The sequence below is a fragment of the Microbacterium sp. IO18 genome (assembly GCF_049099505.1).
GTDB classification, from domain to species: Bacteria; Actinomycetota; Actinomycetes; order Actinomycetales; family Microbacteriaceae; genus Microbacterium; species Microbacterium aurugineum.
This window is the reverse complement of sequence record NZ_JBMJAF010000002.1, coordinates 635625-659349: the sequence shown is the minus strand read 5'-3', so window position 1 is coordinate 659349 and position 23725 is coordinate 635625. Positions and strand designations below refer to the sequence as shown.

Here is a 23725-nt window from a genome sequence, read left to right as displayed (position 1 = left end):
ATGGCCACTCACAACTCACTGTTCGCCGACTCGGACGTGCACCGTACGGCATCCGGGATCTCGGTCTCGTTGCAGATCCCCTGGTACCGGAGTCTCTGGCTCTCGGCCGTCGACAATGTCGAAGTGCGGGTGAACGGCACCGCGATCGACCGCGACCACATCCGTTTCTCGCTGGGGGGACGCGAGTACCGCGTCGAGGAGTTGCCGGAGCAGTCCGAGACGCTGTGGTTCCTCTCCGATCGCCCTGACGTGCTCGTGGACCTCGATGCGCCGCCGGCGGCGGGTGCCGAGATCACGGTCGAGGTCGTGCTCACGATGCGTCTGCTCTACATGCAGATCATGCCGGGCGCCGACGGCGGCCCCGGACGCTACGTCACCAACCGCGTCCCTGTCGAACGAACCCTGGTGCTCGCATGACCCTGCGGGTCGCGATGATCGGGTACGGCTTCATGGGAGCCGCGCACTCGGTGGGATGGCGACAGGCGCCAGCCGTGTTCGAGCTCCCGGAGGCGGTCGAGATGGCCGTCGTCGTCGGGCGCACGGAGACGGCCGTGGCGGCGGCGGCCCGACAGTGGGGATGGCAGGAGGCTGCGACCGATTGGCGTGCGGTGATCGCCCGCGACGACATCGACATCGTCGACATCGTGACCCCGGGGGATTCGCACGCGGAGATCGCCATCGCCGCGCTGCGCGCCGGCAAGCACGTCATCGTCGAGAAGCCGCTCGCCAACACCGTGGCTGAGGCGGAGGAGATGGCGGAGGCCGCCTCCGCGGCCCGTGCCGCCGGTGTTCGCTCGATGGTCGGCTTCACCTACCGCCGGGTGCCGGCCGTCACCCTGCTACGGGATCTCATCGCCCAGGGCAAGGTCGGCCGAGTGCAGCAGGTGCGCGCCGCGTACCGCCAGGACTGGCTGGTCGACCCGGAGATGCCGCTCGCGTGGCGGCTGCAGAAGGAGCATGCCGGATCCGGCGCGCTCGGTGACATCGGCGCGCACATCATCGACATGACGCGATTCGTCACAGGGCAGGAGATCGTCCGGGTCTCCGGCACGGTCGACCGGATCGTGAAGACCCGTCCGCTGCAGGGAGAGGGCTCGGGTCTGAGCGGGACGGCGGCGGAGGGCCGCGGCGAAGTCACGGTCGACGACGTGGCGATCTTCACGGGGCGCCTGGCCGACGACACGCTCGTCTCCTTCGAGGCCACGCGCTTCGCGACCGGGCGCAAGAACGCCCTGTCGCTCGAGGTCTCCGGCGATCGCGGTGCGCTCCGTTTCGACCTCGAAGACCTCAACGTCCTGCAGTTCTACGACCGCACCGCCGATCCGGCGCTGCAGGGATTCACCCGCATCCTCGTGACCGAGAGCGAGCATCCCTATCTGTCCGCATGGTGGCCCGCCGGGCACATGCTCGGCTATGAGCACGGTTTCGTGCACCAGGCGAAGGACTTCGTCGAGGCGGTCTCCGCCGGCGAGGATCCCTCCCCGTCCTTCGAGGAAGGGCTCGAGGTCCAGCGTGTGCTGGCGGCCGTCGAGGCCAGCTCGAACGACGGGAGCCGCTGGGCCGACACCACCTGAGCGGCCCCCATAGACACCCGCCACGACGGGACACACCCAGAAGGAGACGACGATGTCCAGACCGATCACCCTCTTCACCGGCCAGTGGGCCGATCTGCCGTTCGAGGAGGTGGCACGGCTCGCGGGCGAGTGGGGTTACGACGGCCTCGAGATCGCGTGCTGGGGCGACCACATCGATGTCTCGCGCTGGGACGACGAGGCCTACGTGCAGAGCCGCAAGGAAATCCTGGCGCGCAACGGTCTGAAAGTCTGGACCATCTCCAATCACCTCGCCGGCCAGGCGGTGTGCGATGATCCGATCGACGCCCGACACCGCGACATCCTCTCCGACAGGGTGTGGGGCGACGGCGAACCGGAGGGTGTGCGTCTCCGCGCGGCGGAGGAGCTCAAGGACACCGCGCGCTTCGCGGCGAAGCTCGGCGTATCCACCGTGACCGGCTTCACCGGGTCGTCGATCTGGAAGGCCGTGGCGATGTTCCCGCCGGCATCCGAGGAGTGGATCGCCGCCGGATACCAGGACTTCGCGGACCGTTGGAACCCGATCCTCGACGTGTTCGAGGAGGTCGGCGTGCGGTTCGCGCTGGAGGTGCACCCTTCGGAGATCGCGTACGACTACTGGACCGCGAAGGCGACTCTGGAGGCGATCGGCCACCGCAAGAGCTTCGGGTTCAACTTCGACCCCTCGCATTTCGTGTGGCAGCAGCTCGACCCGGTCGCCTTCGTCCTCGACTATGCCGAGCACGTGTTCCACGTCCATGTGAAGGAGTCGGTCACCTACCTCGACGGCCGCAACGGCCGGCTGGGCTCGCACCTGCCGTGGGGCAACCCGCGCCGGGGATGGACGTTCGTGTCGACCGGCCACGGAGCGGTGCCGTGGGAGCCGATCTTCCGCGCCCTCAACTCCATCGGCTACGAGGGCCCGACGAGCGTGGAGTGGGAGGACGCGGGCATGGATCGTCTCGTCGGCGGACCCGAGGCGCTCGCCTTCGTCCGCAAGCTCGCCGAGATCACCCCGCCGCACGCGCAGTTCGACTCGGCTTTCTCCACCCACACCGACGGATCGCACTGACATGGCGGACATGCTGAACGCCCTCATCCTCTCAGGTCATATGACTCGGGAGCACGACAACGAGTTCCGCAGCTTCCGCAAGCACAACGAGTGGATCACGGCCCTCCTCGAAGACACCGGCCGGTTCCGGGTCCGCGTCATCGAGGACCCGCGCGGTCTCGGCGCCGACATCATCGACAAGTACGACGTCGTGATCGTGGTCTTCGAGGGACGCGACGGCTTCTTCGACAAGGCTGTCGGCTTCGGTGCCGAGACCGACGCCGCGCTGCTGAAATTCGTGCGGGAGGACGGCAAGGGCATCGTGTGGTTCCACGGCTCCTCCGTGCAGGAGGACGACTGGGGCTATCCCGAGGAGTACAACGTCATGCGTGGCGCGAAACTCAACCTGTCGACGGGTCTGCGCCCGCGGCCCTGGGGTGAGGCGCTCGTGCACACGGCCGAGCCACGCCACGAGATCACCGACGGCATCAGCGCGACGTGGACCGTCACGGGTGACGACATCCTCATGGGCGTGGAGATGTACGACGGTGCGCAGGTGCTGCTCAGCGTTTTCGATGACTTGGAGTCGTATGAGAACGCACCGGTCTGGCCGATGAAGCACTACCCGGTGGACATCCCGGATGAGGGGCTCAGCGGGATGATCGGCGTGAACACGCACCAGCCCGTCGCGTGGATCAACGAGTACGGTGCCGGCCGCAGCTTCACGATCACGATCGGTCATGACATCGACACGTTCCGTCGCATCGAGTTCATCCGCATGTTCCCGCGCGGTGTGGAGTGGGCGGCGACCGGCGAGATCTCCCTCACCGGTCCGGATCGTCGCGGCGAGCGGCGGTTCCTGCCCTGGCCCTACTACAACCAGGAGGGCTGAGTCGACGCCTCCGCACCCGCGTGGGTGCGGAGGTGACGCTGGTCAGATGCCGGCAAGCGCTGCTCGCGCGAGGTCGAGATGCCGACGCGTGGCATCCGCGGGCGTCACATCCGCGATCCACTCGTGTCCGCCCCACTCGCTGCAGAGCGTGCCGGCGAACCCGGCCACCCGCAGCTCGCGAGCGAGGTCAGCGATGGGCCGGGAGATCCGACCGTCGGTGTCGTCGAGGTCCCAGAACTTCAGGTGTGCGCCGGCGACCAGGGGGATCACCCCGCGGAGGTCTCTCGCGTCGGATCGGCCGAATCGCACGATGAGATTCATGAACATGGTGTGCACGGACGGCGGCACGGTGCCGCCCCGCACTGCGGCGAGGACCGCGTCGTGTGTCTCGGGCGCGCGCCACGCCGTGCTCAGCTGTTCCACCAGCGCCTCGTCCACGCCGCCGCGTCGCAGCACGTCGATGTAGCTCTCGGGCAGCGAGGGCATCAGCATGCTGATGTCGAGGAGAACGCGGACGTGCGGGTCGTCGAGCGCCGCGATCGCGTCGAACGCGTCGGGTTGAGCCTGCGGTGTCTGCTGCCCCTGGGCCTCTTCGAACAGCACGAGGTCGAGATCGTGCAGCACCGGCAGTAGCCGCTCGAGCAGCTCCCGGCCCGGCTGCCCGATCGGCACCCGCACGCCGAGGGCGCCGGCGTGGTGGGCGGCGCGCAACTGCGGCAGGAGGAAGTCGTAGCGTTCCTGATCGGTGCGCCGTCGTCCGTCGGGTGTCCAGTCATCGATGCTCGCGCCGACGATGCTGATCCGGCCGCCGACCGCGGCCAGTCGCTCGCGGAGTTCCCGCGCCTCGGTATCCGTCGGCGCCGGGAAGCCGCGCCAGACCTGGCCGGCCTCGACCTCGATCGCCGAGGCGACGCCGTCAGCGACGATGTCGACGGCGATGTCCGCGGCGGTGCGCTCGGCGCGGATGACGTCGGGCGTCCAATTGAACGCACTGGCGGTGAGCGTCCAGTCATCGGGGTCGGTCATGGGTGCACTCGCATTCGATCGGGGCGGGCGGGTCACGCGGCGTCGCGTGACACGTCGGGTCGGGGGAGCCGCACGTCGACAGCGCACGCGCGCTCTTCGCGGAAGGGGAGGGCGAGCGGGGTGTCCGGTCCGCCAGGGAGATAGGGGATGAGCAGGGTGAACGAGACCGCCAGGAGGTGCGCGCCGGGGTTCAGGGCAGGGATGCCGACGAGCACGATGCGATCCTGCACGAACCACCACCGGTCAACGCCTTCAAGTTCTTGCGGGGCGAGGTCGCCGTCGGCGAGTCGGATGCGGAGGTCGTCGACGGGGGAGCCGTCGACCTCGAGCCGGAGCCCTCGCAGGCACGCGAGCGGAAGAGAACGTATCCACGGAAGCGAGAGTCGCAGCGCGGACCCCTCGCCGTCGGCTGTGAGGGCGTCCTCGCGCAGGATGGCCAGAGTCATGTCACTCCTTCGTGCTTCTTCAGAACATAAGCTACCGACTTATGCCTGATTCGGGAAGAAGTGGAAGGGAGTGGTCAGGCGGGTGACGTGACGTGCACCGTCGGGCGTCCTCCCGAGAACCAGCGGGGGAAGGTGGTGACGAATAGTGTCTCGATCGCGAGGGCAGCGCCGCCACGCAGCGGCTCCTGCGCATCGTTCACCGACGGGACGATCTGGAGGTCGCGTGTCGCGAGGGGGAGCGAGAGCTCGTAGACGCGCTGCCGCACCTCGGCGAGGAAGAGCTCGCCCGCCGCGGCCGCCGCGCCGCCGATGATGAAGATCTTCGGATTGAAGACGTTGACCAGCGTCGCCGCCGCCTCCCCCACCACGCGCGCGGAGTGCTGCACGAGGCTGATGGCGAGGCTGTCCCCGTTCTCGGCCGCCCTGGCGATGGCCTCCGGTGTGAGCTGTCCGCCGGTGTGCGCGGCCTCCGCGAGCTGGCCGGTGGCGCCGTTCTCGATCGCGCGACGGGCATCGCGCACCAGCGCCCACCCGCCGGCGACCGCTTCGAGACAGCCGACCTTGCCGCAACGGCACGGTTCCTCCGAGCCGCTCACCCGCACGTGGCCGATGTCACCGGCGGCACCGTTCGCGCCGCGATGCACCCTCCCCTGGGAGAGCAGGCCGGACCCGATCCCCGATCCGATCTTGCAGTAGATCAGGTCGTCGGTTGCGGCGTCGCGTCGAGCGCGCTCACCGAAGACGAGCAGGTTGACGTCGTTGTCGATCCAGGCGGGGGCGTCGAAGTGCTCCTGGATCGCGCCGCGCACGTCGAAACCGTTCCACCCCGGCATGATCGGCGGCGCGACAGGTCGTCCGTGCGCGAAGTCCACCGGGCCGGGAAGGCCGACCGTCACGGCCCAGACCGGTGCTTCCCCCTGCTTCGTCAGCAGGGCATCGGCCAGCTCCATCGTGCGGGCGAGGGTCTTCTCCGGTCCGCTCGCGATGTCCCAGGGCTCGTGCGTGTGTGCGATGAGCGTCCCGTCGAGATCGGCGATGCCCACGCGGATGTGCAGGGCGCCGAGCGCACAGACGATGATCAGCCCCTGCTCACTGCGGAAGCGCAGGGTTCGCGCCGAGCGGCCTCCGGTCGAGGGGGCGAGCTCGCTGTCCGCGAGGAACCCCATCTCGATCGCCTGGTCGATGCGCTGGGTGACGACCCCTCGGCCCAAGCCGGTGATGCGTCCGATCTCGGGCCGCGTCATCGCTTCGCCCGTGCGGACCATGTTGACGATGCGGAGGAGGCTCGTCACCTCGTCCGTCTGAGCGGAGAAGCGGAGGGTCGATTCGCTGGCCATGGCACATCCTGACATGAAGAAGAGTCCGTGCCCCGTTGATGTGCGAAGTGTCGAGATCGCCGCATCTTATGTAGGCTTTCGGCTTAAGTGGGAAGTTTAGCCCCTTCTGCGAGGAGATCGACGCATGGCGAAGAAGCCGTACGGGGTGGGGATCATCGGCGCAGGCCCAGGCGCCCGGGCGTTGCATGCGCCGACGCTCGCCCGCCTCGGTGACACCTTCGCCGTCGTGCACGTGGCGGACTCCGGAAGCGGTGCCGCCGGTCGGCTCGCCGACTCATTCGGTGCACGCTCGTCCACCGGGGCCGAGTCGCTTCTGGGCGACCCCGAGGTGGATGTGGTGGTCATCTGCAGCCCGCCGGAGCACCACGCGGCGCAGATCCTCGCGGCGCTCGACGCGGGAAAGCGTTCGATCCTCTGCGAGAAGCCGATCGGACTGACGCACGAGGACGTGGATGCCGTGATCGACGAGTGCCGCGCGCGAGGGGCGGCCCTCGTCGTCGGGACGAACCACGTCTACGACCCCGCGTGGACCAGGGCGAAGAAGCATCTGCTCGCGCACGGGGGCCGCATCGACTCGATCACCGTGAGCCTCGCGCTCCCTCCCAACGACCGATACCACGCGGTCGTCAGCGAGGAGACAGCGGCGTCGTCGAATGCCGCGCGCCCGGCTCCCGACTGGAATGATCCCGGGTTCGCCTCAGCTGTGGTGCACAGTCTCGTGCTCGGACTCGCGGTTCACGACCTCCCCCTCATCAGGGACCTCGCACCGCGGTTCGAGCGGATCGTGTACGCGCGGCCGGTGCCACCCATCGGCTATGCGATCGGTCTGATCGCCGATGGCATCCCGATCTCGCTCACCGCCGTCATGCTCCCCGGAGGGGCGGATGCCGCCTGGGTGCTGCGCGTGTTGACACAGGCCGACGAGGTGGAGGTGTCCTTCCCCCCGGCCTTCGTGCACGCGGGTAGCGCCGGCGTCGAGGTGCGCGCGCTCCAGGGGGGTCGCACCGAGCATCGCCGCGAGCCGGTGGACGGCTACGTCGCCGAGTGGCGTGGTCTGGCTGCCCTCCTCTCGGGGGAAGAGGCGGTCGAGTATGACGAGATCAGGGCGGACGCGCACTACGCGGTCGACATCGCCGACGCCGCAGCGGCATGGATCCGCGACGGAGCAGCATCGTGACCGGTGTGCGCGTGTTCGCCGCCGACGACGAGTATCGCATCGCACTGGCCGAGCTCACCGCATCGGCGGTCGTCGCCTCGGACATCCACGACGCGGACATCGTGATCGGGTCTCGGAGGTCGAAGAGCAGAGGCGACCAGCTCGTGCTCTTGTCCGCCGGTCGCGGGGTGCCGATCGACCCACCCGCGGCATCCGTCGTGATCGATCGTGCGTGGTTCCGGACGGACGTCGCGCAGGACCTCGTGGGGGAGCGCGGATGGTTTCCGCGCATCGAGGTCGAGGTGACGGCGCCGGCCCGCGAGTTGCACACCGTGCTGACAGATGTGGTGGCGTGGGTTCGGACACTCGCCGATGCCGAACTGCGACCCGGTGTCGGTGCCGCGACGCGTGCTGGGGGGATCGCGGAAGCGCGCGCGGGCGATGCGGTCGTGACGTTGCAGATCCGGCAGCGGGAGACGGGCACGCCGGTGCTGAGGGTCGCCGGCATCGGGCCTCGCCGGGTCGAGATCCGCATCGATGACGATCGTCGAACGCCGCGGGTTCGCGTGGCCGATGAAGCGGGCGAACTCCTGCTGCCGATGCGATGGGAGGATCCCGCCCGGGTCGCCCTGCGCCGCGCCGTCGAGGCGTGCCGATCCGGTGCGGTCGTCGCCGACTTCGACGAGTACGTGAGCGATTCGTCGATCGCTGCCCAACTGTTTCAGCTCATAAGTGAAGGTGATGACGGGGATCGGCAACCACGGATTCCCTGATGAGCCTCGGCTGGCGATAGTGGATACGCGGCCGGATGACACGGCCGGTATCGAAAGGATCGATGATGATCAAGCTTCTCTCCCACCTCTCGTACGTGGCGATCACGTCGCCCGACGTCGAGGCATCCGTGGAGTTCTACAAGACCCAGGTCGGCCTCACCGAGGTCGCTCGCGAAGACGGTCGCGTCTACCTCCGTTGCTGGGGCGACTACTACGCGTACTCCGTCGTCGTCGTCCCCGGTGACGAGCCCGCCCTCGAGACGATGGCATGGCGCACCTCGAGTGCCGAAGCTCTCGAGGAGGCCGCGAAGCGCGTCGAGGCGGCCGGCATCCAGGGGGAGTGGATCGACGGGTTCAAGATCGGACGCGCGTACCGGTTCACCGGCCCGTTCGGCCACGACATGACCCTGCACTGGGATGTCGAGCGTCACGTGTCCACGACCGATGCCGCGTCGATCTACCCCGACCGGCCGGAGAAGCGCAGCAAGATCGCCGGCGCACCGCGTCAGCTCGACCATGTCACCGTCGCGACCTCCGACGTCGACGCCTTCGTGAAGTGGTACGTCGACGTCCTCGGATTCCGCTTCATGGCCCGCACGGTTCTCGATGAAGCGCCCATCTCCGTGTTCTCGGTGCTCACGACGAACGAGAAATCGCACGACCTGGGCGTCGTGCTCGACGGGTCGACCCGCGCCGGTCGCGTGAATCACTACGCCTTCTGGGTCGACACCCGCGAGGAGCTGCTCATCGCCGCAGACACCCTGATGGAGAACGGTGTCCCGATCGAGTACGGCCCCAACATCCACGGCATCGGCGAGCAGACGTTCCTCTACTACCGCGAGCCGTCGACGCTGCGCATCGAGCTCAACACCGGCGGGTACCGCAACTACGTCCCGGACTGGGAGGCCAACACCTGGAAGCCCTCGCTCGGCTCGAACAACTTCTACCGCAACGGTGCGATGCCGATGTCGATGACGGAGTCGTTCCCGCCGGCGGACGGGCCCTCGGCGACCGAGGAGGGCGTTCCCGACGAGATCAAGGAAGCGCTCTTCAACCCCTACGCCAAGCACGGACAGGGCTGACGAGAGCAGGATGCCGGTCGCGGGAGGGCGACCGGCATCCCTATCCCTTCCCTCCGCTCGACACGCACGATCAAGGAATGACGATGACGTCCCGCAGAGAACTCGACAGCCGCTTCGCACTCGCACGCTTCCGCGACGGAGACGGGGTGAGTCTCGGCCTCGTCGCCGGCGACCGCATCCGTCCGGTCGGACCCGCTGAACTCGGTGCGGACGGCCTGAACGCCTTCCTCGCGGACGCGTTCGCGGGGTGGGAGCGGCTCGCAGCCCTCGTCGACGCCGACGGTCCGTGGCGGTCGCTCGCGGACGTGACGCTCACCGCCCCCGTCGAGCCGCGCCAGGTGCTGCAGACCGGCGCCAACTACCGCCAGCACGTGATCGAACTCGTGGCCGCCGGTCTCACGCAGAACACGGACCGCACTCCCGAGGAGGCCAGAGCGTTCGCGGCCGACATGATGGATGAGCGGGCCGCGAACGGCGAGCCCTACTTCTTCATCGGGCTGCCCGCATGCGTCGTCGGTGACGATGAGCCCCTCCTGCTTCCCTCGTACAGTGAGGTGCACGACTGGGAACTCGAACTCGCGGTGGTGATCGGTCGCGAGGCGTTCCGCGTCTCCCGGGAGGAGGCGCTCGACCACGTCGCCGGCTACACGATCGTCAATGACGTCACCACGCGCGATCTCGTCTTCCGCAAGGACATGAAAGAGATCGGCACCGACTGGTACCGCGCCAAGAACGCCCCCGGGTTCCTCCCGACCGGGCCGTTCCTGGTTCCGTCAGGGTTGATCGATCCCTCCGCCGTCCGCGTGACGTTGGAGCTCAACGGCGAGACCAAGCAGGACTCCTCGTCGAACGATCTGCTCTTCGACGTGCCCGCTCTCGTCTCGGCGGCGAGCCAGACCATGCCGCTCCTCCCCGGCGACCTCCTCCTCACGGGCAGCCCGGCCGGCAACGGTCAGCATTGGAAGCGCTTCCTCCGGGACGGCGATGAGATGCGTGGAGCCATCAGCGGTCTCGGCGCCCAGATCGTGCGTTGTGTCGCCGAGGTCCGCTCGTGAGCGCCGCCGATGAGGACCCGAGGGGCCTCGACCGCACCGACCCCGCCGCGGAGATCGCCCGCAGAGCCGAGGCGTATCGGAACTGGGGACGCTGGGGCGAGGATGATGTGCTGGGTACCCTCAACTTCATCGACGACGCGGCGAGGGTTCGCGCGGCACAGCTCGTTTCGAGCGGGCGTGTCGTCTCGCTCGCACAGAGCTTCGACACCGACGGTCCGCAGAAGGGCTGGCGTCGACGCACGAACCCCGTGCACACGATGACGGACACCGGCACCGACGCCGAGCGCGCCAACCAGGGCTTCCCGCACGGCATGGGTGGTGCAGACGACGTGATCGCGATGCCGCTGCAGTGCTCGACGCAGTGGGATGGCCTCGGCCACATCTTCGACCACGGCGTGGCGTGGAACGGTCGACGGGCGGGAGACGTCGTCACGAGCGACGGTGATCTCGTGACCGGTATCGAACACGCGGCCGGCGTCATCGTCGGACGCGGTGTGCTGCTCGACATCGGCCGACACCTCGAGCCCGACACGGGCGAGCTGGCAGACGGATACGCGATCACGGTCGCCGACATCGAGTCGTGCATCCGCGCGCAGGGTGTCGACGTCGGCAGAGGCGATATCGTGCTCATCCGCACCGGGCAGTACGCCCGGACCCGCCGCGAGGGGTGGGGTGACTACGCCGGTGGTGCCGCCCCCGGGCTCTCGCTCACGACGGCCGGCTGGCTGCACCGCACCGAGATCGCCGCGATCGCGACCGACACCTGGGGGTTCGAGGTGCGTCCGAACGAGTTCGATGCTCCGGCGTTCCAGCCGCTCCATCAGGTCGTGATCCCGAACATGGGCCTCACGATCGGTGAGATGTGGAACCTCGACGAGCTCGCGGACGCCTGCCTCGAGCGAGGAAGCTGGGAGTTCCTCCTCTCGGCCCCGCCCCTGCCCATCACGGGCGCGGTCGGTTCCCCGATCAACCCCGTCGCCATCCTCTGACCGCCGCCACCCACCAGCCCCAGAACAGAGAGGTTCTGTCATGACCGCAGTCAACCGCGTCGCCATCGTCGGCGCCGGAGTCGCCGGACTCGCCGCCGCCATCCAACTCGCCCGCGCGGGGGTGACGGTCGAGGTCTTCGAGGCCAAACCGGAACTCAGCGCCCAGGGCTCCGGCATCACGTTGCAGGGCAACGCGCTCCGTGCCTTCGACCAACTCGGGGTCTGGGCGGAGATCGAGGCAGCGGGCAGGGCGTTCGAAGGGCTCAACCTCCGCGCCCCCGGCCCCGGTGCCCCGATCGTCGCGTCGCTGCCCGATCTGAAGACAGGGGGTCCCGACTACCCCTCGACGATGGGGATGTCGCGGCCCGACCTCGCTCGCATCCTTCTCGCCGCCGCCGAACGGGCCGGCGCGCACGTCACGTTCGGTGCGACCGCGACCGGCATCGAGCAGACGGCCGACGCGGCTGAGCTCGTGCTGGACAGTGGACCGGCCGGCTCCTTCGACCTCGTGATCGGTGCGGACGGCCTCAACTCCGCCGTGCGCGGCCTCATCGGCATCGACGCGAAACCGGAGCCCACCGGGATGGGCATCTGGCGAACCTTCGTCTCACTCCCGACCGACGTCGAGCGCAGCGAGCTGTACTACGGCGGGCCGATGTACATCGCGGGCTACACGCCGACCGGCGACGACACGATGTACGCGTTCCTCGTCGAGAAGGCGCAGGACCGGTTCGGGGTCGATGCCGACGAATCGCGCCGGATCATGCTCGAGCAGTCTCGCGCGTACGACGGTCCCTGGAACGCCATCCGCGCCGACATCGAGGCGGGTGCCAGCGCGAACTACACCTGGTTCACGCGCCATCTCGTCGAGGGCGACTGGAACCGCGGACGTGTCGTCATCATCGGAGACGCCGCCCACAGCTGCCCTCCCACCATCGCGCAGGGCGCCGCGCAGGGACTCGAGGACGCGATCGTGCTGACCGAACTCCTCGTCGACCACGACGTCATCGACGAGTCGCTGTGGGCCGAGTTCCATGCGCGCCGCGTCCCGCGCGCCTCGGCGATCGTCGACGCGTCGGTGCAGCTCGGCCAGTGGCAACTCGACGGCGTGCGGGATGCGGACACCGGCGGGCTCATGTTCCGTGTCGCTCAGCTCACGGCGCAGCCGGCATGAGCGCCGAGCGTTCGGTGACGGTCGACGTGCACGCGCACGTCCTGCTGCCGTCGCTGCAGGCGGGGGTCGAGCAGCGCGCCCCGGAGCTGGTCGCCGAGGCGGCGGCGCTGGAGCTGCGGCGCAACGGCGCGGAGAGCCTGAAGACCAATGGCGGCATGATCGGCTCGCGGATCGGGAAGCTCACCGACATCCACGCTCGTCTCGCCGACATGGACGAGCAGGGCGTCGACACGCAATGGGTGAGCGCGTCGCCGAACCACTTCTACCCGTGGGCGCCGGAGGGTATCGCCGTCTGGGCGGCCGGTGAGGCGAACCGGTTGATCGCAGAGCACGTCGCGCACGCCCCGGACCGACTGATCGGTCTCGGCCTGGTGCCGCTGCAGCATCCCGACCGCATCGTCGAGTATCTCGACGATGCGGTGCTCGGGCGCGGGCTGGCGGGCGTCGAGATCTCCTCGTTCGCCGGCGACGTCGAACTCTCCCACCCGGGTCTCGAGCCGTTCTGGGCGCGCGCTGCGGAACTCGGCTGCGTGGTGTTCCTGCACCCCTTCGGCTGCTCGCTCGACGAACGACTCGACCGCTTCTACCTGTCGAACACGGTGGGGCAGCCGGCTGAGAACGCCGTCGCCCTCTCGCACCTGATCTTCTCGGGCGTGCTCGACCGGCACCCCGGTCTGCGGCTCCTGGTCGCGCACGGGGGCGGATACCTGCCTCTGTCGATCGGACGATCCGACCGCGCATGGACGGCCAGGCCGGAGGCGCGGGGATGCGAGCATCCGCCGTCGACCTATCTGCGGAAACTGTGGTTCGACACCGTGGTGCACGACCCGATCGCCCTGCGGCGCCTGGTCGAGACGGTCGGCGGTGCGCGAGTGCTGCTCGGCAGCGACTACCCCTTCGACATGGGGCTGGATGATCCCCTCGCTTTCGTACGTTCGGCGGATCTGCCGAACGAGATCGTCGATCGCATCGTCGGTGCCAACGCGCGCGCGCTTCTCGACGCCAAGGTGCGCGCGTGAGGCTCGCGCGGTGGGCGGTCGACGACTCGGTCCTCGAGGGCGTCGTCGTCGGTGATGCGGTCGTGGCCTTCCCGGACGGAGTCTCGGTCGCGTCGCTCCTGGCCGACGGACTCGAGCCGGCCCTGATCAGGCGGTCTGAACTCGAATCGCGTCCGGGGAGGCCGCTCGCGGACGTCGTTCTGCTCCCGCCGCTCGTTCCCGCCTCGGTGCGCGACTTCGTGGCCTTCGAGGAGCATGTCGAAGGGGTGAGCGCCGCGGTCGACGGGAAGAGCGAGGTCGTGCCGGAGTGGTATGACGCGCCGACCTTCTACTTCACGAACCCGCACACGATCCGCGCGACCGGGGAGCGGGTCGATGTGCCGGAGACGCGTCGTCTCGATGTCGAGCTGGAGCTCGCGGCGGTGATCGGCTCGGTGCGGGGATCGACCGGCGAGAACCTCGACACCGCCGCTGCCACCGCGCACATCTTCGGCTACACGGTCATGAACGACTGGTCCGCCCGCGATCTCCAGTCTCGCGAGATGAAGGTGCGCCTCGGGCCCGCGAAGGGGAAGGACTTCGCGCTCACTCTCGGGCCGTGGATCGTGACGGCCGACGAACTCTCACCGTTCGTGGACGAGGAGGGATTCCTCGCGATCCGTGCGGAGCTGCACATCAACGGCGAGCTCGTGGGCGAGGACCTCGTCTCGAACATGGGCTGGCCTTTCCCGGAACTGGTGGCCTACGCCTCGCGCAATTCGATCGTGGTTCCCGGCGATGTGCTCGGCTCCGGCACGGTCGGAAACGGCGGATGCCTCGGGGAACTCTGGGGGCGGAACCCGGATGCCGCGCCACCACCGCTCGAACCGGGGGACACCGTGCGGATGCTCATCGAAGGCGTCGGCGAGATCGTCAACACGGTCGGTGCACGGGTGCCCGCCCCTCCCATCCCTCGCGCTCGTGTGCGCACTCGCAGGCGCACGCGTGCCATGGAGAACTTTGGTTGAAAAGCGACGAAAGTAGCGATATGCTGGAGCAGACGTCGGGGCTCATCGAGTCCGTTCGCTCGGCATGGTCGCCGCAGCGGCACACCAGGTCGCGTCGATCACCCGGTCGTACGGGTGCACACGCCATGACTCTGTCTCCTCTCCGCCTCCGGCTCCTCGTCGGATCCCTTCTCGTCGTGTCCTTCCTCGGCGCACTCGATCACACCATCGTCTCTACCTCGATCGCCACGATCGGCGGTGGGTTGGGCGCGCTCGAGCAGATGAGCTGGATCATGGTCGGGTACACGCTCGCAGCGACGGTGATGCTCCCCGTGCTCGGCAAACTCGGCGACGTCGTGGGGCCGCGCCGGGTGTTCCTCGTCTCGCTGCTGCTGTTCATCGTCTCCTCCGCCGTCTGCGGGTTCGCGCCGAGCATCGAATGGCTCGTCGGCGCCCGCATCGCCCAAGGGTTGAGCTCGGCCGGGCTCCAGCTGATGTCGCAGACCATCATCGCCAGGGTCACGAGTCCGCGTGAGCGTCCCCGATTCATGGCGATCGTCGGGTCAGCGTTCCCGGTCGCCATCGTCGTCGGCCCTCTTCTCGGCGGCCTCATCACCGACTACCTGAGCTGGCAGTGGGTGTTCTGGGTGAACGTTCCCGTCGGTCTCATCGCTCTCGTCATCGCGATGACGGCGGTGCCGGCGCTCCCCGGGGGCGCCCGCCCGCGCTTCGACATCCCGGGCGCTGTGGTCTTCACCTTCTCGCTGGTGGCTCTCGTCCTCGCCGTCACCTGGTACGGCGATGCGACGCTCCGGTCGGTGTCGCTGGTCTGCCTCGTTCTCGCGGTGTGCGGACTCGCAGCGCTCTTCCTCATCGAGCGGCGGGCCGCGGCTCCCCTCTTTCCGCTGCCGTTGTTGCGGGATCGGACCATCGCCGCGTGCCTCGGGCTCTCCGCGATCATCGGCGCGGGACTCTTCGCGATGACCTCGTACCTTCCCACCTACTTCCAGATGGCGTTCCGCACCAGTGCGACACTGTCCGGTGTGGTGCCGATCGCGACAGTGCTCGGGATGCTGGTGGGCAACCTGTTCACGGGCTACCTCGTCGCACGCACCGGCCGGTATCGCGTGTATCCGATCATCGGCACGATCCTGGGCGCCTCGGGAATGCTCGGCATGGCGGCGTTGCCGCTCGGTGTGCCGCTGTGGGCGCCGGCCGCTCTGATGTGCGTGGTCGGTCTGGGCACCGGAGCCTTCATGAACTTGATCGTCGCCGTCGTGCAGAGCGCAGCACCGCAGGATCAGCTCGGATCCGTGACGGCGATGAGCAACCTCGTCCGCCAGGTCGGCTCGACCCTGGGAACCGCAGCCATCGGCGGAGTGATCGGCTTCGGCGTCGCGATGCTGCTGCCTTCGTCGCTCGACCCGTCGACGCTCACGCCGCAGTTGGTCCACACGGCTGCGGACGCCGTGCAGGATACGGTCGCCGTGATCTACCACGACCTCTATGCCCCGATCTTCGCGGCGCTCGCCGCCGTCTACGCGCTCGGCATCATCGCCGCGGTCCGGCTGCCGGCAGGGCGGCTCTCGGACGAGCTTCCGTCGGTGGCCCCTACGTCCTCAGTCCCGACCGACGTCACGTCGGCGTCGACGTCCGCCATCTGACCGCCTCGAAGGAGAGCACCATGACCGACTCACCCCTCATCGCCGTCGTCGGCAGTGGCCCGATCGGGTCCGCATACGCGAGGACGATCCTCGAGCAGTCGCCCACGGCGCGCGTGATCATGCTCGAGGCCGGCCCGCAGGTGACCACGCCTGCCGGCTCGAGCGTGCGCAACATCGTCGACCCGGACGAGAAGGCGAGGGCGCGGGAGATGTCACAGGGTCCGCAGGCCGGAGCCTTCCGTGAGTCGCTGGGCATTCCGGCCGGAGCCGTGGTGGAGGGCATGTTCACGGCACGCCAGGGCACCCACCTGCTCGATTTCGGGGGAGAGGGATCCGCTCACGCCGCGACGTTCCCGGCCGCTGCCGCTGCGACCAACGTCGGTGGCCAGGGGGCGCACTGGACGTGCGCGATCCCGCGCCCGGCGTTCAGCGAGAAGCTCCCGTTCATCGACGACGCGGAGTGGGAGGATCTCATCGCCACCGCCGAGGGGCTCCTGCACCAGCAGAGCGCTGCGTTCTCGGCCTCACCGATCGGGGCCGCCATCCGATCGCTGCTCGAGGGCGAGTTCGGGGCGGAACTGCCCGACGGATACGGCGTGAGCACGTTGCCGGTCGCCGGTGATCCACAGCCGGACGGCTCGATGCTGTGGGGCGGCGCCGACACCGTGCTCGGCCCCCTCCTGACCGAGGGAGGTGACCTCGCCTCCCGGTTCGAGCTGCGCGACCTCACCCTCGTGCGCCGGATCGAGCACGAAGACGGGATGGTCAGCGGCGTGACGATCCAAGACCTCCGTACGGGCGAGCAGTCCGTCCTCTTCGCAGACGCGGTCGTCATCGCGGCAGACGCCTTCCGTTCCCCGCAGTTGTTGTGGGCATCCGGCATCCGTCCAGCGCCGCTCGGAAGGTACCTCACCGAGCACCACGTCGTCATCACCACGATCGCGCTCGACGCTCCGCGCATGGCCGACCTCGTCACGGAGGAGGAGTTGGAGGGAGAGCTCGCACGACGCGCGATGAACCCCGCCGACCCGGTGGCGGCGGTGAACCGCATTCCGTTCTCGGAGCCCGACCATCCGTTCTCCTTGCAGGTGATGTACGCCGAGAACCCGCCCTTCCAACTCGACCCGGCTCATCCCGCGGCCGGCAACCGGTGGGGCTACGTGAACATGGGGTACGGCGTGCGCAAGCACCCGCGTATCGAGGACGGCGTCTCATTCTCGGATGACGAGCTCGACTACCGCGGGCTTCCCAACATGACGATCGAGTACGCCCTGACCGAGGTCGAAGAGGCGGAGATCGCCGAAGCCACTGAACGCCTGCGTCGCGCAGGCCGTGCGTTGGGCGCGTTCGTCGCCGAACCGCGCCTCCTGCCGAACGGCTCGAGCCTGCACTACATGGGAACCGTGCGCTGCGGCACGGACCCCGCGGTGTCGGTCGCGGATCCGTACTCGCGCGTCTGGGGGTTCGAGAACCTCGTCGTGGGTGGCAACGGCCTGATCCCGACCGCGAACACGATGAACCCGACCCTGATGAGCGTCGCCATCGCCGTGCGCGGAGCGAGAGCGCTCGCCGCACACGTCGGATCACGGACGGCCGACTGAGGCGTCCCGATGTCCGGCGCAGTGCAGCAGGATCTTCACGAACGGGTCATCGTCGTGACGGGAGCGGCCGGCGGTCAAGGGTTGCAGGAGGCCTTGCTCCTTGCGTCGCGTGGCGCGGCCGTGATCGCCACCGATATCGCCGATGACGCGCCCGACACGATCGTCGAGGCCGGGATCGAATACCACCGTCTCGATGTCGCCGATGAAGAGGGGTGGGCGCGGCTCGCCGGTGCCGTGGCCGCGCGCCCCGTGAGTGGTCTCGTCAACAACGCGGGGATAACGTATCGGGCACGCATCGAGCAGACGACACGGGAGGAGTGGGACCGCGTTCTCGCGATCAACGTCACCGGCGCGATGCTCGGCATCCGTACGCTCGCTCCGATGATGGGAGAAGGATCCTCCATCGTGAACATCGGCTCCTCCGCCGGACTGAACGCGCACTACCCCGCGGCGTACACGACGTCGAAGTGGGCGCTGCGGGGCCTCACGCACGTTGCCGCCACCGAGTACGGCGCGCGCGGCATCCGGGTCAACATCGTCCACCCCGGATTCATCGAGACGCCGATGACGGCGAACGCACCCGCTGCGATGAGAGAGGCTCAGCGGGAGCTGACGCCACTCGAAGGGTTCGGGACGTCGGCGGACGTCGCCGGTGTCGTGGCGTTCCTGATGTCGGACGCGAGTCGGTACATCACGGGCGCGGAGATCCCCGTCGACGGCGGGTTCACGTCTTCGTCGGGCGCGAAGTACATGGCGGATCGGACCGCGCCCTGACCGAGTCTCCAGAAGGTGGCGCATCCTCCGGTTTCGTCGTCGGGGAGTCGACTCAGCCCGAGTGGGGGCCGGCGCCACGGTCGGTCGTCGTGCGGATCGTCTGGAAGGCGGCCATGGCCGTGTCGAGGTAGTCGCCGAACGGAGCGCTCCGGTCCGAGGCGAACCAGGCACTGCGTGCGGCCTGCATGCAGGCGAAGGCGGCACCCACGAGTGCGGCGGCGGTGGGGTCTGCGGGGTCCGGATCCTGGCCGGTGAGCCTGGTGGCGACGCGTCCGATGAGGAGCTGCTGCACGCGCTGCATCCGCTCGAGGTATCGAGCGTTCAGCTGCGGAGAGCTGCGCACGATCTCGTCCATCGCGTCGTTGCGCGCACGCTGCCGGTCGTCCTGGACGTAGTCGAGCGTGATGTCGAAGACGCGACGCAGCGACACCCAGACCGGTTCCTCGGCGGGGCGGTCGTCCAGCGCTTCCGCCATGCGATCGGCGAACAGGTCGTACTTGCCGATCACCAGGTCGTCCTTGGAAGGGAAGTAGCGGAAGAACGTGCGCTTGGACATCCCCGCCGCTGCGGCGATCTGATCGACGGTGGTCGCGTCGTACCCCTGGGCGACGAACAGATCCTGCGCCACCGACGTCAGCTCGGTCTGCACGAGCCTCCGTGTGCGAGCGCGCATCGGCAGGGGCGTGTCCTCGCTCATGTCTCCATGCTAGCACCGAGGGCGTACTTGACACCCGGTGTCAAAACAGGCATATAGTTGCACATGGCGTCACAAGACGTCGAAGAACATCGAGGAGCATCATGAGCAAGGTCTGGTTCGTCACCGGTTCGTCGAAGGGCTTCGGCCGGGAGTTCGTCGTCGCGGCGCTGCAGAGAGGTGACAGGGTGGCCGCGACGGCGCGCAACACGGACACACTGCAGGACCTCGTGGACGAGTACGGCGATGCCGTCCTTCCGCTTCAGCTGGATGTCACCGATCGGGACCAGGTCTTCGCCGCAGTCCGGGCCGCCCAGGAATCGTTCGGTCGGCTCGACGTCGTGATCAACAATGCAGGGTACGGGCTCTTCGGCACGGTCGAGGAGATCACCGCGCAGCAGCTGCGCGACCAGCTGGAGACGAACCTCTTCGGCGTCTTCCATGTCACGCAGGCCGTTCTCCCGCTTCTCCGCGAGCAGGGATCGGGACACATCATCCAGATCTCCACGATCGGCGGCGTCGCCGCGTTCCCGTCTCTCGGCGGCTACCACGCATCGAAATGGGCGCTCGAAGGTCTCACGGAGTCCCTCGCCCAGGAGGTCGCCGGCTTCGGAATCAAGGTCACCCTCGTCGAGCCCGGTGGGTTCGCCACGGATTGGGCAGGATCTTCCGCTGTGTCCGCCGACGCGCTTCCTGCGTATGCACCGCTCCACGAGGCGATGGCGGCGCGGATGGCCGGCACCGTGAGCCCCGAGCCCGTCGGATTCGGATCGGCGATCCTCAAGGTGGTCGATGCCGAGAAGGCGCCGCTGCGTGTGTTCTTCGGTGAACAGCCCACCCAGATCGCGCCGCACATCTATCAGCAGCGCCTCGACGAGTGGGCCGAGTGGGCCCCGGTCTCGCGCGAGGCCGAAGGCAAATAGCGGTCGGTCGCGCGGTCGTCAGCGAGTCCGCCAAGTTCGGCCGATGACGTGCTCGATCCTCGCGCCCTAGCGGTCGAACCGGGCGCCGGCGGGGCGCGCGCTCAACACGGTGAAGACGAACAGCACGATGGCGCCGATGATCGGGACGAAGACGATGAAGAACCACGCACCGCTGCGATCCGTGTCGTGAAGTCGTCGCCAGGTGAGCGCGAGGGCGGGAATGAGGATCGCCGTCGCGTAGATGAGGAACGCCACGCCGACGGGGCTCGCCAACGGGAAGGAACCTCCCGCTGCGAACGGTGACAGCAGATTGACGGGTCGAGAGTCCCACTGCGGGTCGGTCACGGGTCCGAGGGCATTGAACGCCACGGCGACAAGCGTGTTCGCCAGCACCCACCACCAATACTCGCTTTGGCTGGCCCTCCCGCTGAACGTCGCGTACTTGCGAAAGAAGCGCGAGACCGCCTGCGGGAACGAGGCGCCGTAGAGGGGCGCGCTGAGGGCGGTCTGCGTCGTCACACCGAGAACCTTATCGAACGGCGTCCGGGTGAACTCTGCGACGACCCGGGGCCGCCTCGGACTTCACCGGGTGATGCCTTCAGCGGTGTCGGTGCTGCGGAACGTGAACCAGACGACGGCGATGGCGAGGATTCCGATCGTCATCTGCAGCACGCCGAGCGCATTCGCCAGAGGCCCGGGGTTGCCGTGGCCCACGGCGAAGACGGAGAAGTCCCACACGGCGTGCAGCACCATCGCCCAGATGAGGGTCCCGGTCGTGCGACGCAGGATGTAGAACACGGTCCCGATCGCGAAGGCGCTGCCGACCTGGATGAGGGTGGGGACCAGATCCTGACCGAGGAAGAAGTTCATGAAGTGCATCAGGCCGAAGGCCGCGGAGCTGAGGAACCACACCCATACCTCGGAGAGGCGGCTCCGCAGAGCGACGATCATGAGACCGCGGGAGGTCATCTCCTCGGTGAAGCCGACGAGCAGCAGCACGAGCGACGCCGCGAAGAAGGCGCCGTCGTAGGATGCCCAGTCGGTGACGGCGAGGGTGAGGATCGCGGTGAGCGCGAGGAGGATGGGCACGAAGACGGGCCACCGGTGATGGCTCCGGGCATCCTCGAACAGCGCCGGTCGCCACCATCCGAGCACCGATGTCGTGATGGCGAGGAGGATGGTGGCGACGATCAGCGAGAGACCGCCACCGAGGAACAGATTGCTCCCGCTGTCACCCCACTCGTCATAAGGGATCCCGCTCGCGACCTGCACGCCGAAGACGACGAGGACGTAGGCGATCCAGATCGCGAAACCGATCCAGACGCGGGGACGGACGTGAAGCGCGGGGGAGCTCATGGGGTGATTCTGGCAGACGCGATATTTCGGATCTGCGTCGTGGTGACCGAGGCTCGCCCCTGCGGTGAAGTCATCGGCGTGGACAATGTTCGCAGACTCGATGGATTCACCGTGACTGGCCGCTAGAGTTGTTTTCTCCCCGAGTGAGTTTTACTAGGTTAAATTGAGAATAGTCAGTAAATATCAATCGAGGAGATAACTATGGCATCGCGAGAAAACTCCGCAATCGCAATCTTGTTGCGTGTCCTGCCGCCAGAGTTTCACGTCGAGCCGCGGGCCGACGCGGTGGATGTCTCCCTCGGAACGCGCCACTGGGCCCTTCAGCCGATCTGGGCAGGTGAAGGCCTCCCCGCCGACATCCGTCGCATCCGGAACGACGTCCTACACGGACCCGCGGGGGTACACGGGCTCCCTGTCATCGCAGCTCGCCGAATGAGCTCGGGAGCTCGGGAGCTCCTCGACGAATCGCAGCTTTCGTGGGTGGATGCGAGCGGGCGCGCGAGTATCGTCATTCCCGGGGAAGTGTACCTCGCACGACTCGACCCGGTGCCGGCAGATGCGGGGCGGCCGTTCACATGGTCGGGGGCCGCGCGGGCTGTCGCGGAGACTCTCCTCACCTGGAGAGTGCGACACCGTAGCAACGTTCCTGACTCGATCGGCCGGGTCGGCGCGATCGCGGAAGCCGCCGATGTCTCCGTCGCCCATGCGGCGCGAGTCCTCCGACAGTTCGACGAACAGGGGTACACGGCGAAAACTGGTGCAGAGCGTGGGAGCACCGCGACACGTGAGCTGCGTGATCCAGGGCGCATGCTGAGTGACTGGGCTGGGCAGTACGCGCTGAAGGACAGGGCTCCGGCGGCGGACTTCCATGTTCCTTGGCGCGACCACGCCCAGACCCTGTCGCTGATCGCCTCTTCCCTCAGCGCGTTGGACTGGGCGCTGACCGGTGCCGCGGCGGCGGATCGTATCGCCCCGTTCCTCACCAGCATTCCCACCGTGGACGTGGCCGTACCGTTCAGTACCTTGGCGGAGGTCCGGCGAACGTTGTCGAGCCACGAAGACGTGCATGAAGTGGAACGCGGAGGGCGGGTGCGCGTGTTCACCGCTGATGAGTACCTCTTCGGTCTCGCAGATGACCAGAGGGGCATTCGCGTCGCGTCGCCCGTCCGTGTTTACGGTGACCTTCTGCGCGATCGGGGTCGCTCGGTCGATGCGGCGGAGCACCTGAGGGAGGTCGCCATTGGATTCTGAGACTCGCAGTCGCGAGGCCCGCGTCCGTGCGGAGGACGCTCTCGTTCGGTTCGCATTGCTCGCGGGCGAGCACGCGCGGGACTATGTCGTGATCGGTGGGCTCAATCCCGACTTCTTGGCGACCCGCGCACCCGTCCCTCACCAGGGGACGACTGACATCGATCTACTTTTCGCTCTCGGCTTCGACCGCGTCGCAAACGCTCCGGATTTCTCCTGGGTGGACACCGCGCTCGACGCGGGAGGGTTCGCATCGACGAACGGATGGCGCTGGGACGCGATGTCGGGGGACGCGAGAATACGTCTGGAGTTCCTCTGCGACGTCTGGGATCACACCGAGGACACGGTCCCGCTCCCGGGGTCAGCTCTCGCTGTGGCGAGCAAGATCGCCGGCCCCGCTGCTGCGCTTCACGACCCGGTGGAGCGTCGGCTCGCGGTTTCCTCAAGCGTGCGCACATTCATGCGCGACGCGCCCGAAACGATGATGCTCCGTTTCGCGAATCTCGGCGGCTATCTCCTCGCCAAAGCAGCGGCAGCGCACTCGAGGATGCTCGATAAGGACAAGTACGACTTGATGTACGTGATCCTCTACAATCAGCACGGCCCGCGAGAAGCCGCTCGTGCCGTCGCCCGCCAGCTCGCCGCCACGGACGAGTCGTCGGATCCGGTGGAAATCCGGCGTGTGATGGAGCGCTACCTGGATTCGTCTGGGGCATGGGCGGGGGTGTTCGCCGAAACGATGCTCATCACGGGTGACACGGCGACTCGCGATCAGCTCCGCGCTGACGCGGCCGGAGGGGCTCGCTCGTTCCTGAACGAGCTCGAGAAAGCGTAGGAGCCCGCCTCGGCCGCCCGCGATCCGGAACATCTCAGCGCCAGGAATGACGAGGCGGGCAGGGCGTCCGATGAGGACGCCCTGCCCGCCGGTG

24 protein-coding genes are annotated in these 23725 nt (G+C 68.1%); 18 read left to right on the top strand and 6 right to left on the bottom strand.

All coding sequences use genetic code 11. The features are described from left to right. Genes ACLF6J_RS14925 through ACLF6J_RS14910 form a run of 4 tightly spaced genes read left to right on the top strand, consistent with a single transcriptional unit; the run spans position 1 to position 3514 of the window. Positions 1–417, top strand: a complete 417-nt coding sequence (locus ACLF6J_RS14925) for a C-glycoside deglycosidase beta subunit domain-containing protein (RefSeq protein ID WP_047520194.1) — start codon at positions 1–3, stop codon at positions 415–417. Further along, positions 414–1574 (top strand): Gfo/Idh/MocA family protein, encoded by a 1161-nt coding sequence (locus ACLF6J_RS14920; protein WP_208526479.1) that lies wholly within the window; start codon positions 414–416, stop codon positions 1572–1574. The genes ACLF6J_RS14925 and ACLF6J_RS14920 overlap by 4 nt, the downstream gene beginning before the upstream one ends. 52 nt (positions 1575–1626) lie before the next feature. Beyond that, entirely contained in the window at positions 1627–2643 is a 1017-nt protein-coding gene (locus tag ACLF6J_RS14915) for a sugar phosphate isomerase/epimerase family protein (protein WP_047520192.1), read from the top strand. Between the two features lies 1 nt (position 2644). Beyond that, positions 2645–3514, top strand: a complete 870-nt coding sequence (locus tag ACLF6J_RS14910; protein ID WP_134352224.1) for a ThuA domain-containing protein — start codon at positions 2645–2647, stop codon at positions 3512–3514. 42 nt (positions 3515–3556) lie between these two features. Here ACLF6J_RS14910 and ACLF6J_RS14905 read toward each other — a convergent pair whose 3' ends face one another. From ACLF6J_RS14905 to ACLF6J_RS14895, 3 genes are all read right to left on the bottom strand, one after another. After that, positions 3557–4540 carry a restriction endonuclease subunit R gene (locus tag ACLF6J_RS14905; protein ID WP_134352223.1) on the bottom strand — a complete coding sequence of 328 codons (984 nt, stop codon included), beginning with the start codon at positions 4538–4540 and terminating at the stop codon, positions 3557–3559. Positions 4541–4572: 32 nt separating this feature from the next. Then, complete coding sequence (locus tag ACLF6J_RS14900) at positions 4573–4986, bottom strand: hypothetical protein (RefSeq protein ID WP_134352222.1); 414 nt, start codon at positions 4984–4986, stop codon at positions 4573–4575. Positions 4987–5060: 74 nt separating this feature from the next. Then, the gene (locus tag ACLF6J_RS14895; protein WP_134352221.1) at positions 5061–6323 is read right to left on the bottom strand and encodes an ROK family protein; all 1263 of its coding nucleotides are present in this window, start codon (positions 6321–6323) and stop codon (positions 5061–5063) included. A 124-nt stretch (positions 6324–6447) separates the two neighbouring features. On the opposite strand from ACLF6J_RS14895, the gene ACLF6J_RS14890 reads away from it, so the two are divergent. The 11 genes from ACLF6J_RS14890 (at position 6448) to ACLF6J_RS14840 (ending at position 18575) form a co-directional block, all read left to right on the top strand. Beyond that, positions 6448–7500, top strand: a complete 1053-nt coding sequence (locus tag ACLF6J_RS14890) for a Gfo/Idh/MocA family protein (RefSeq protein WP_047520183.1) — start codon at positions 6448–6450, stop codon at positions 7498–7500. Then, on the top strand, positions 7497–8252 hold the full coding sequence (locus ACLF6J_RS14885; RefSeq protein ID WP_134352220.1) for a hypothetical protein: 756 nt from the start codon (positions 7497–7499) through the stop codon (positions 8250–8252). Before ACLF6J_RS14890 ends, ACLF6J_RS14885 begins: the two co-directional genes overlap by 4 nt. Before the next feature lie 65 nt (positions 8253–8317). Beyond that, a complete protein-coding gene (locus tag ACLF6J_RS14880) occupies positions 8318–9334 on the top strand; it encodes a VOC family protein (protein ID WP_047520344.1) in 1017 nt (338 codons plus the stop codon). A 77-nt stretch (positions 9335–9411) separates the two neighbouring features. Continuing rightward, entirely contained in the window at positions 9412–10389 is a 978-nt protein-coding gene (locus ACLF6J_RS14875; RefSeq protein WP_134352219.1) for a fumarylacetoacetate hydrolase family protein, read from the top strand. After that, positions 10386–11378 carry a cyclase family protein gene (locus tag ACLF6J_RS14870; RefSeq protein ID WP_047520177.1) on the top strand — a complete coding sequence of 331 codons (993 nt, stop codon included), beginning with the start codon at positions 10386–10388 and terminating at the stop codon, positions 11376–11378. Before ACLF6J_RS14875 ends, ACLF6J_RS14870 begins: the two co-directional genes overlap by 4 nt. A 40-nt stretch (positions 11379–11418) precedes the next feature. Beyond that, positions 11419–12552, top strand: a complete 1134-nt coding sequence (locus ACLF6J_RS14865; RefSeq protein WP_134352218.1) for an FAD-dependent oxidoreductase — start codon at positions 11419–11421, stop codon at positions 12550–12552. Next, positions 12549–13571: an amidohydrolase family protein gene (locus ACLF6J_RS14860; protein ID WP_134352217.1), complete on the top strand. Its 1023-nt coding sequence runs from the start codon at positions 12549–12551 to the stop codon at positions 13569–13571. The genes ACLF6J_RS14865 and ACLF6J_RS14860 overlap by 4 nt, the downstream gene beginning before the upstream one ends. Beyond that, positions 13568–14557, top strand: a complete 990-nt coding sequence (locus ACLF6J_RS14855) for a fumarylacetoacetate hydrolase family protein (RefSeq protein ID WP_134352216.1) — start codon at positions 13568–13570, stop codon at positions 14555–14557. The genes ACLF6J_RS14860 and ACLF6J_RS14855 overlap by 4 nt, the downstream gene beginning before the upstream one ends. A 125-nt stretch (positions 14558–14682) precedes the next feature. Continuing rightward, complete coding sequence (locus ACLF6J_RS14850; RefSeq protein ID WP_134352215.1) at positions 14683–16200, top strand: MFS transporter; 1518 nt, start codon at positions 14683–14685, stop codon at positions 16198–16200. Between the two features lie 20 nt (positions 16201–16220). Next, on the top strand, positions 16221–17801 hold the full coding sequence (locus ACLF6J_RS14845) for a GMC oxidoreductase (RefSeq protein WP_134352214.1): 1581 nt from the start codon (positions 16221–16223) through the stop codon (positions 17799–17801). A 9-nt stretch (positions 17802–17810) separates the two neighbouring features. Next, complete coding sequence (locus tag ACLF6J_RS14840) at positions 17811–18575, top strand: SDR family NAD(P)-dependent oxidoreductase (RefSeq protein ID WP_134352213.1); 765 nt, start codon at positions 17811–17813, stop codon at positions 18573–18575. A gap of 52 nt (positions 18576–18627) precedes the next feature. Here ACLF6J_RS14840 and ACLF6J_RS14835 read toward each other — a convergent pair whose 3' ends face one another. Next, complete coding sequence (locus ACLF6J_RS14835; RefSeq protein WP_134352212.1) at positions 18628–19272, bottom strand: TetR family transcriptional regulator; 645 nt, start codon at positions 19270–19272, stop codon at positions 18628–18630. Positions 19273–19373: 101 nt separating this feature from the next. On the opposite strand from ACLF6J_RS14835, the gene ACLF6J_RS14830 reads away from it, so the two are divergent. After that, a complete protein-coding gene (locus tag ACLF6J_RS14830; protein ID WP_134352211.1) occupies positions 19374–20192 on the top strand; it encodes an SDR family oxidoreductase in 819 nt (272 codons plus the stop codon). A 66-nt stretch (positions 20193–20258) separates the two neighbouring features. Here the strand turns inward: ACLF6J_RS14830 and ACLF6J_RS14825 are convergent, their stop codons facing one another. Both ACLF6J_RS14825 and ACLF6J_RS14820 read right to left on the bottom strand, forming a co-directional pair. Further along, positions 20259–20711: a DUF805 domain-containing protein gene (locus ACLF6J_RS14825; RefSeq protein WP_134352210.1), complete on the bottom strand. Its 453-nt coding sequence runs from the start codon at positions 20709–20711 to the stop codon at positions 20259–20261. A 63-nt stretch (positions 20712–20774) separates the two neighbouring features. After that, positions 20775–21548 carry a CPBP family intramembrane glutamic endopeptidase gene (locus ACLF6J_RS14820; protein WP_134352209.1) on the bottom strand — a complete coding sequence of 258 codons (774 nt, stop codon included), beginning with the start codon at positions 21546–21548 and terminating at the stop codon, positions 20775–20777. An 807-nt stretch (positions 21549–22355) separates the two neighbouring features. Between ACLF6J_RS14820 and ACLF6J_RS14815 the strand changes: the two genes are divergently transcribed. Both ACLF6J_RS14815 and ACLF6J_RS14810 read left to right on the top strand, forming a co-directional pair. Beyond that, positions 22356–22799: a type IV toxin-antitoxin system AbiEi family antitoxin gene (locus ACLF6J_RS14815; protein WP_166804659.1), complete on the top strand. Its 444-nt coding sequence runs from the start codon at positions 22356–22358 to the stop codon at positions 22797–22799. Further along, the gene (locus ACLF6J_RS14810) at positions 22789–23631 is read left to right on the top strand and encodes a hypothetical protein (RefSeq protein ID WP_134352207.1); all 843 of its coding nucleotides are present in this window, start codon (positions 22789–22791) and stop codon (positions 23629–23631) included. The genes ACLF6J_RS14815 and ACLF6J_RS14810 overlap by 11 nt, the downstream gene beginning before the upstream one ends. Positions 23632–23725: the final 94 nt, after the last annotated feature.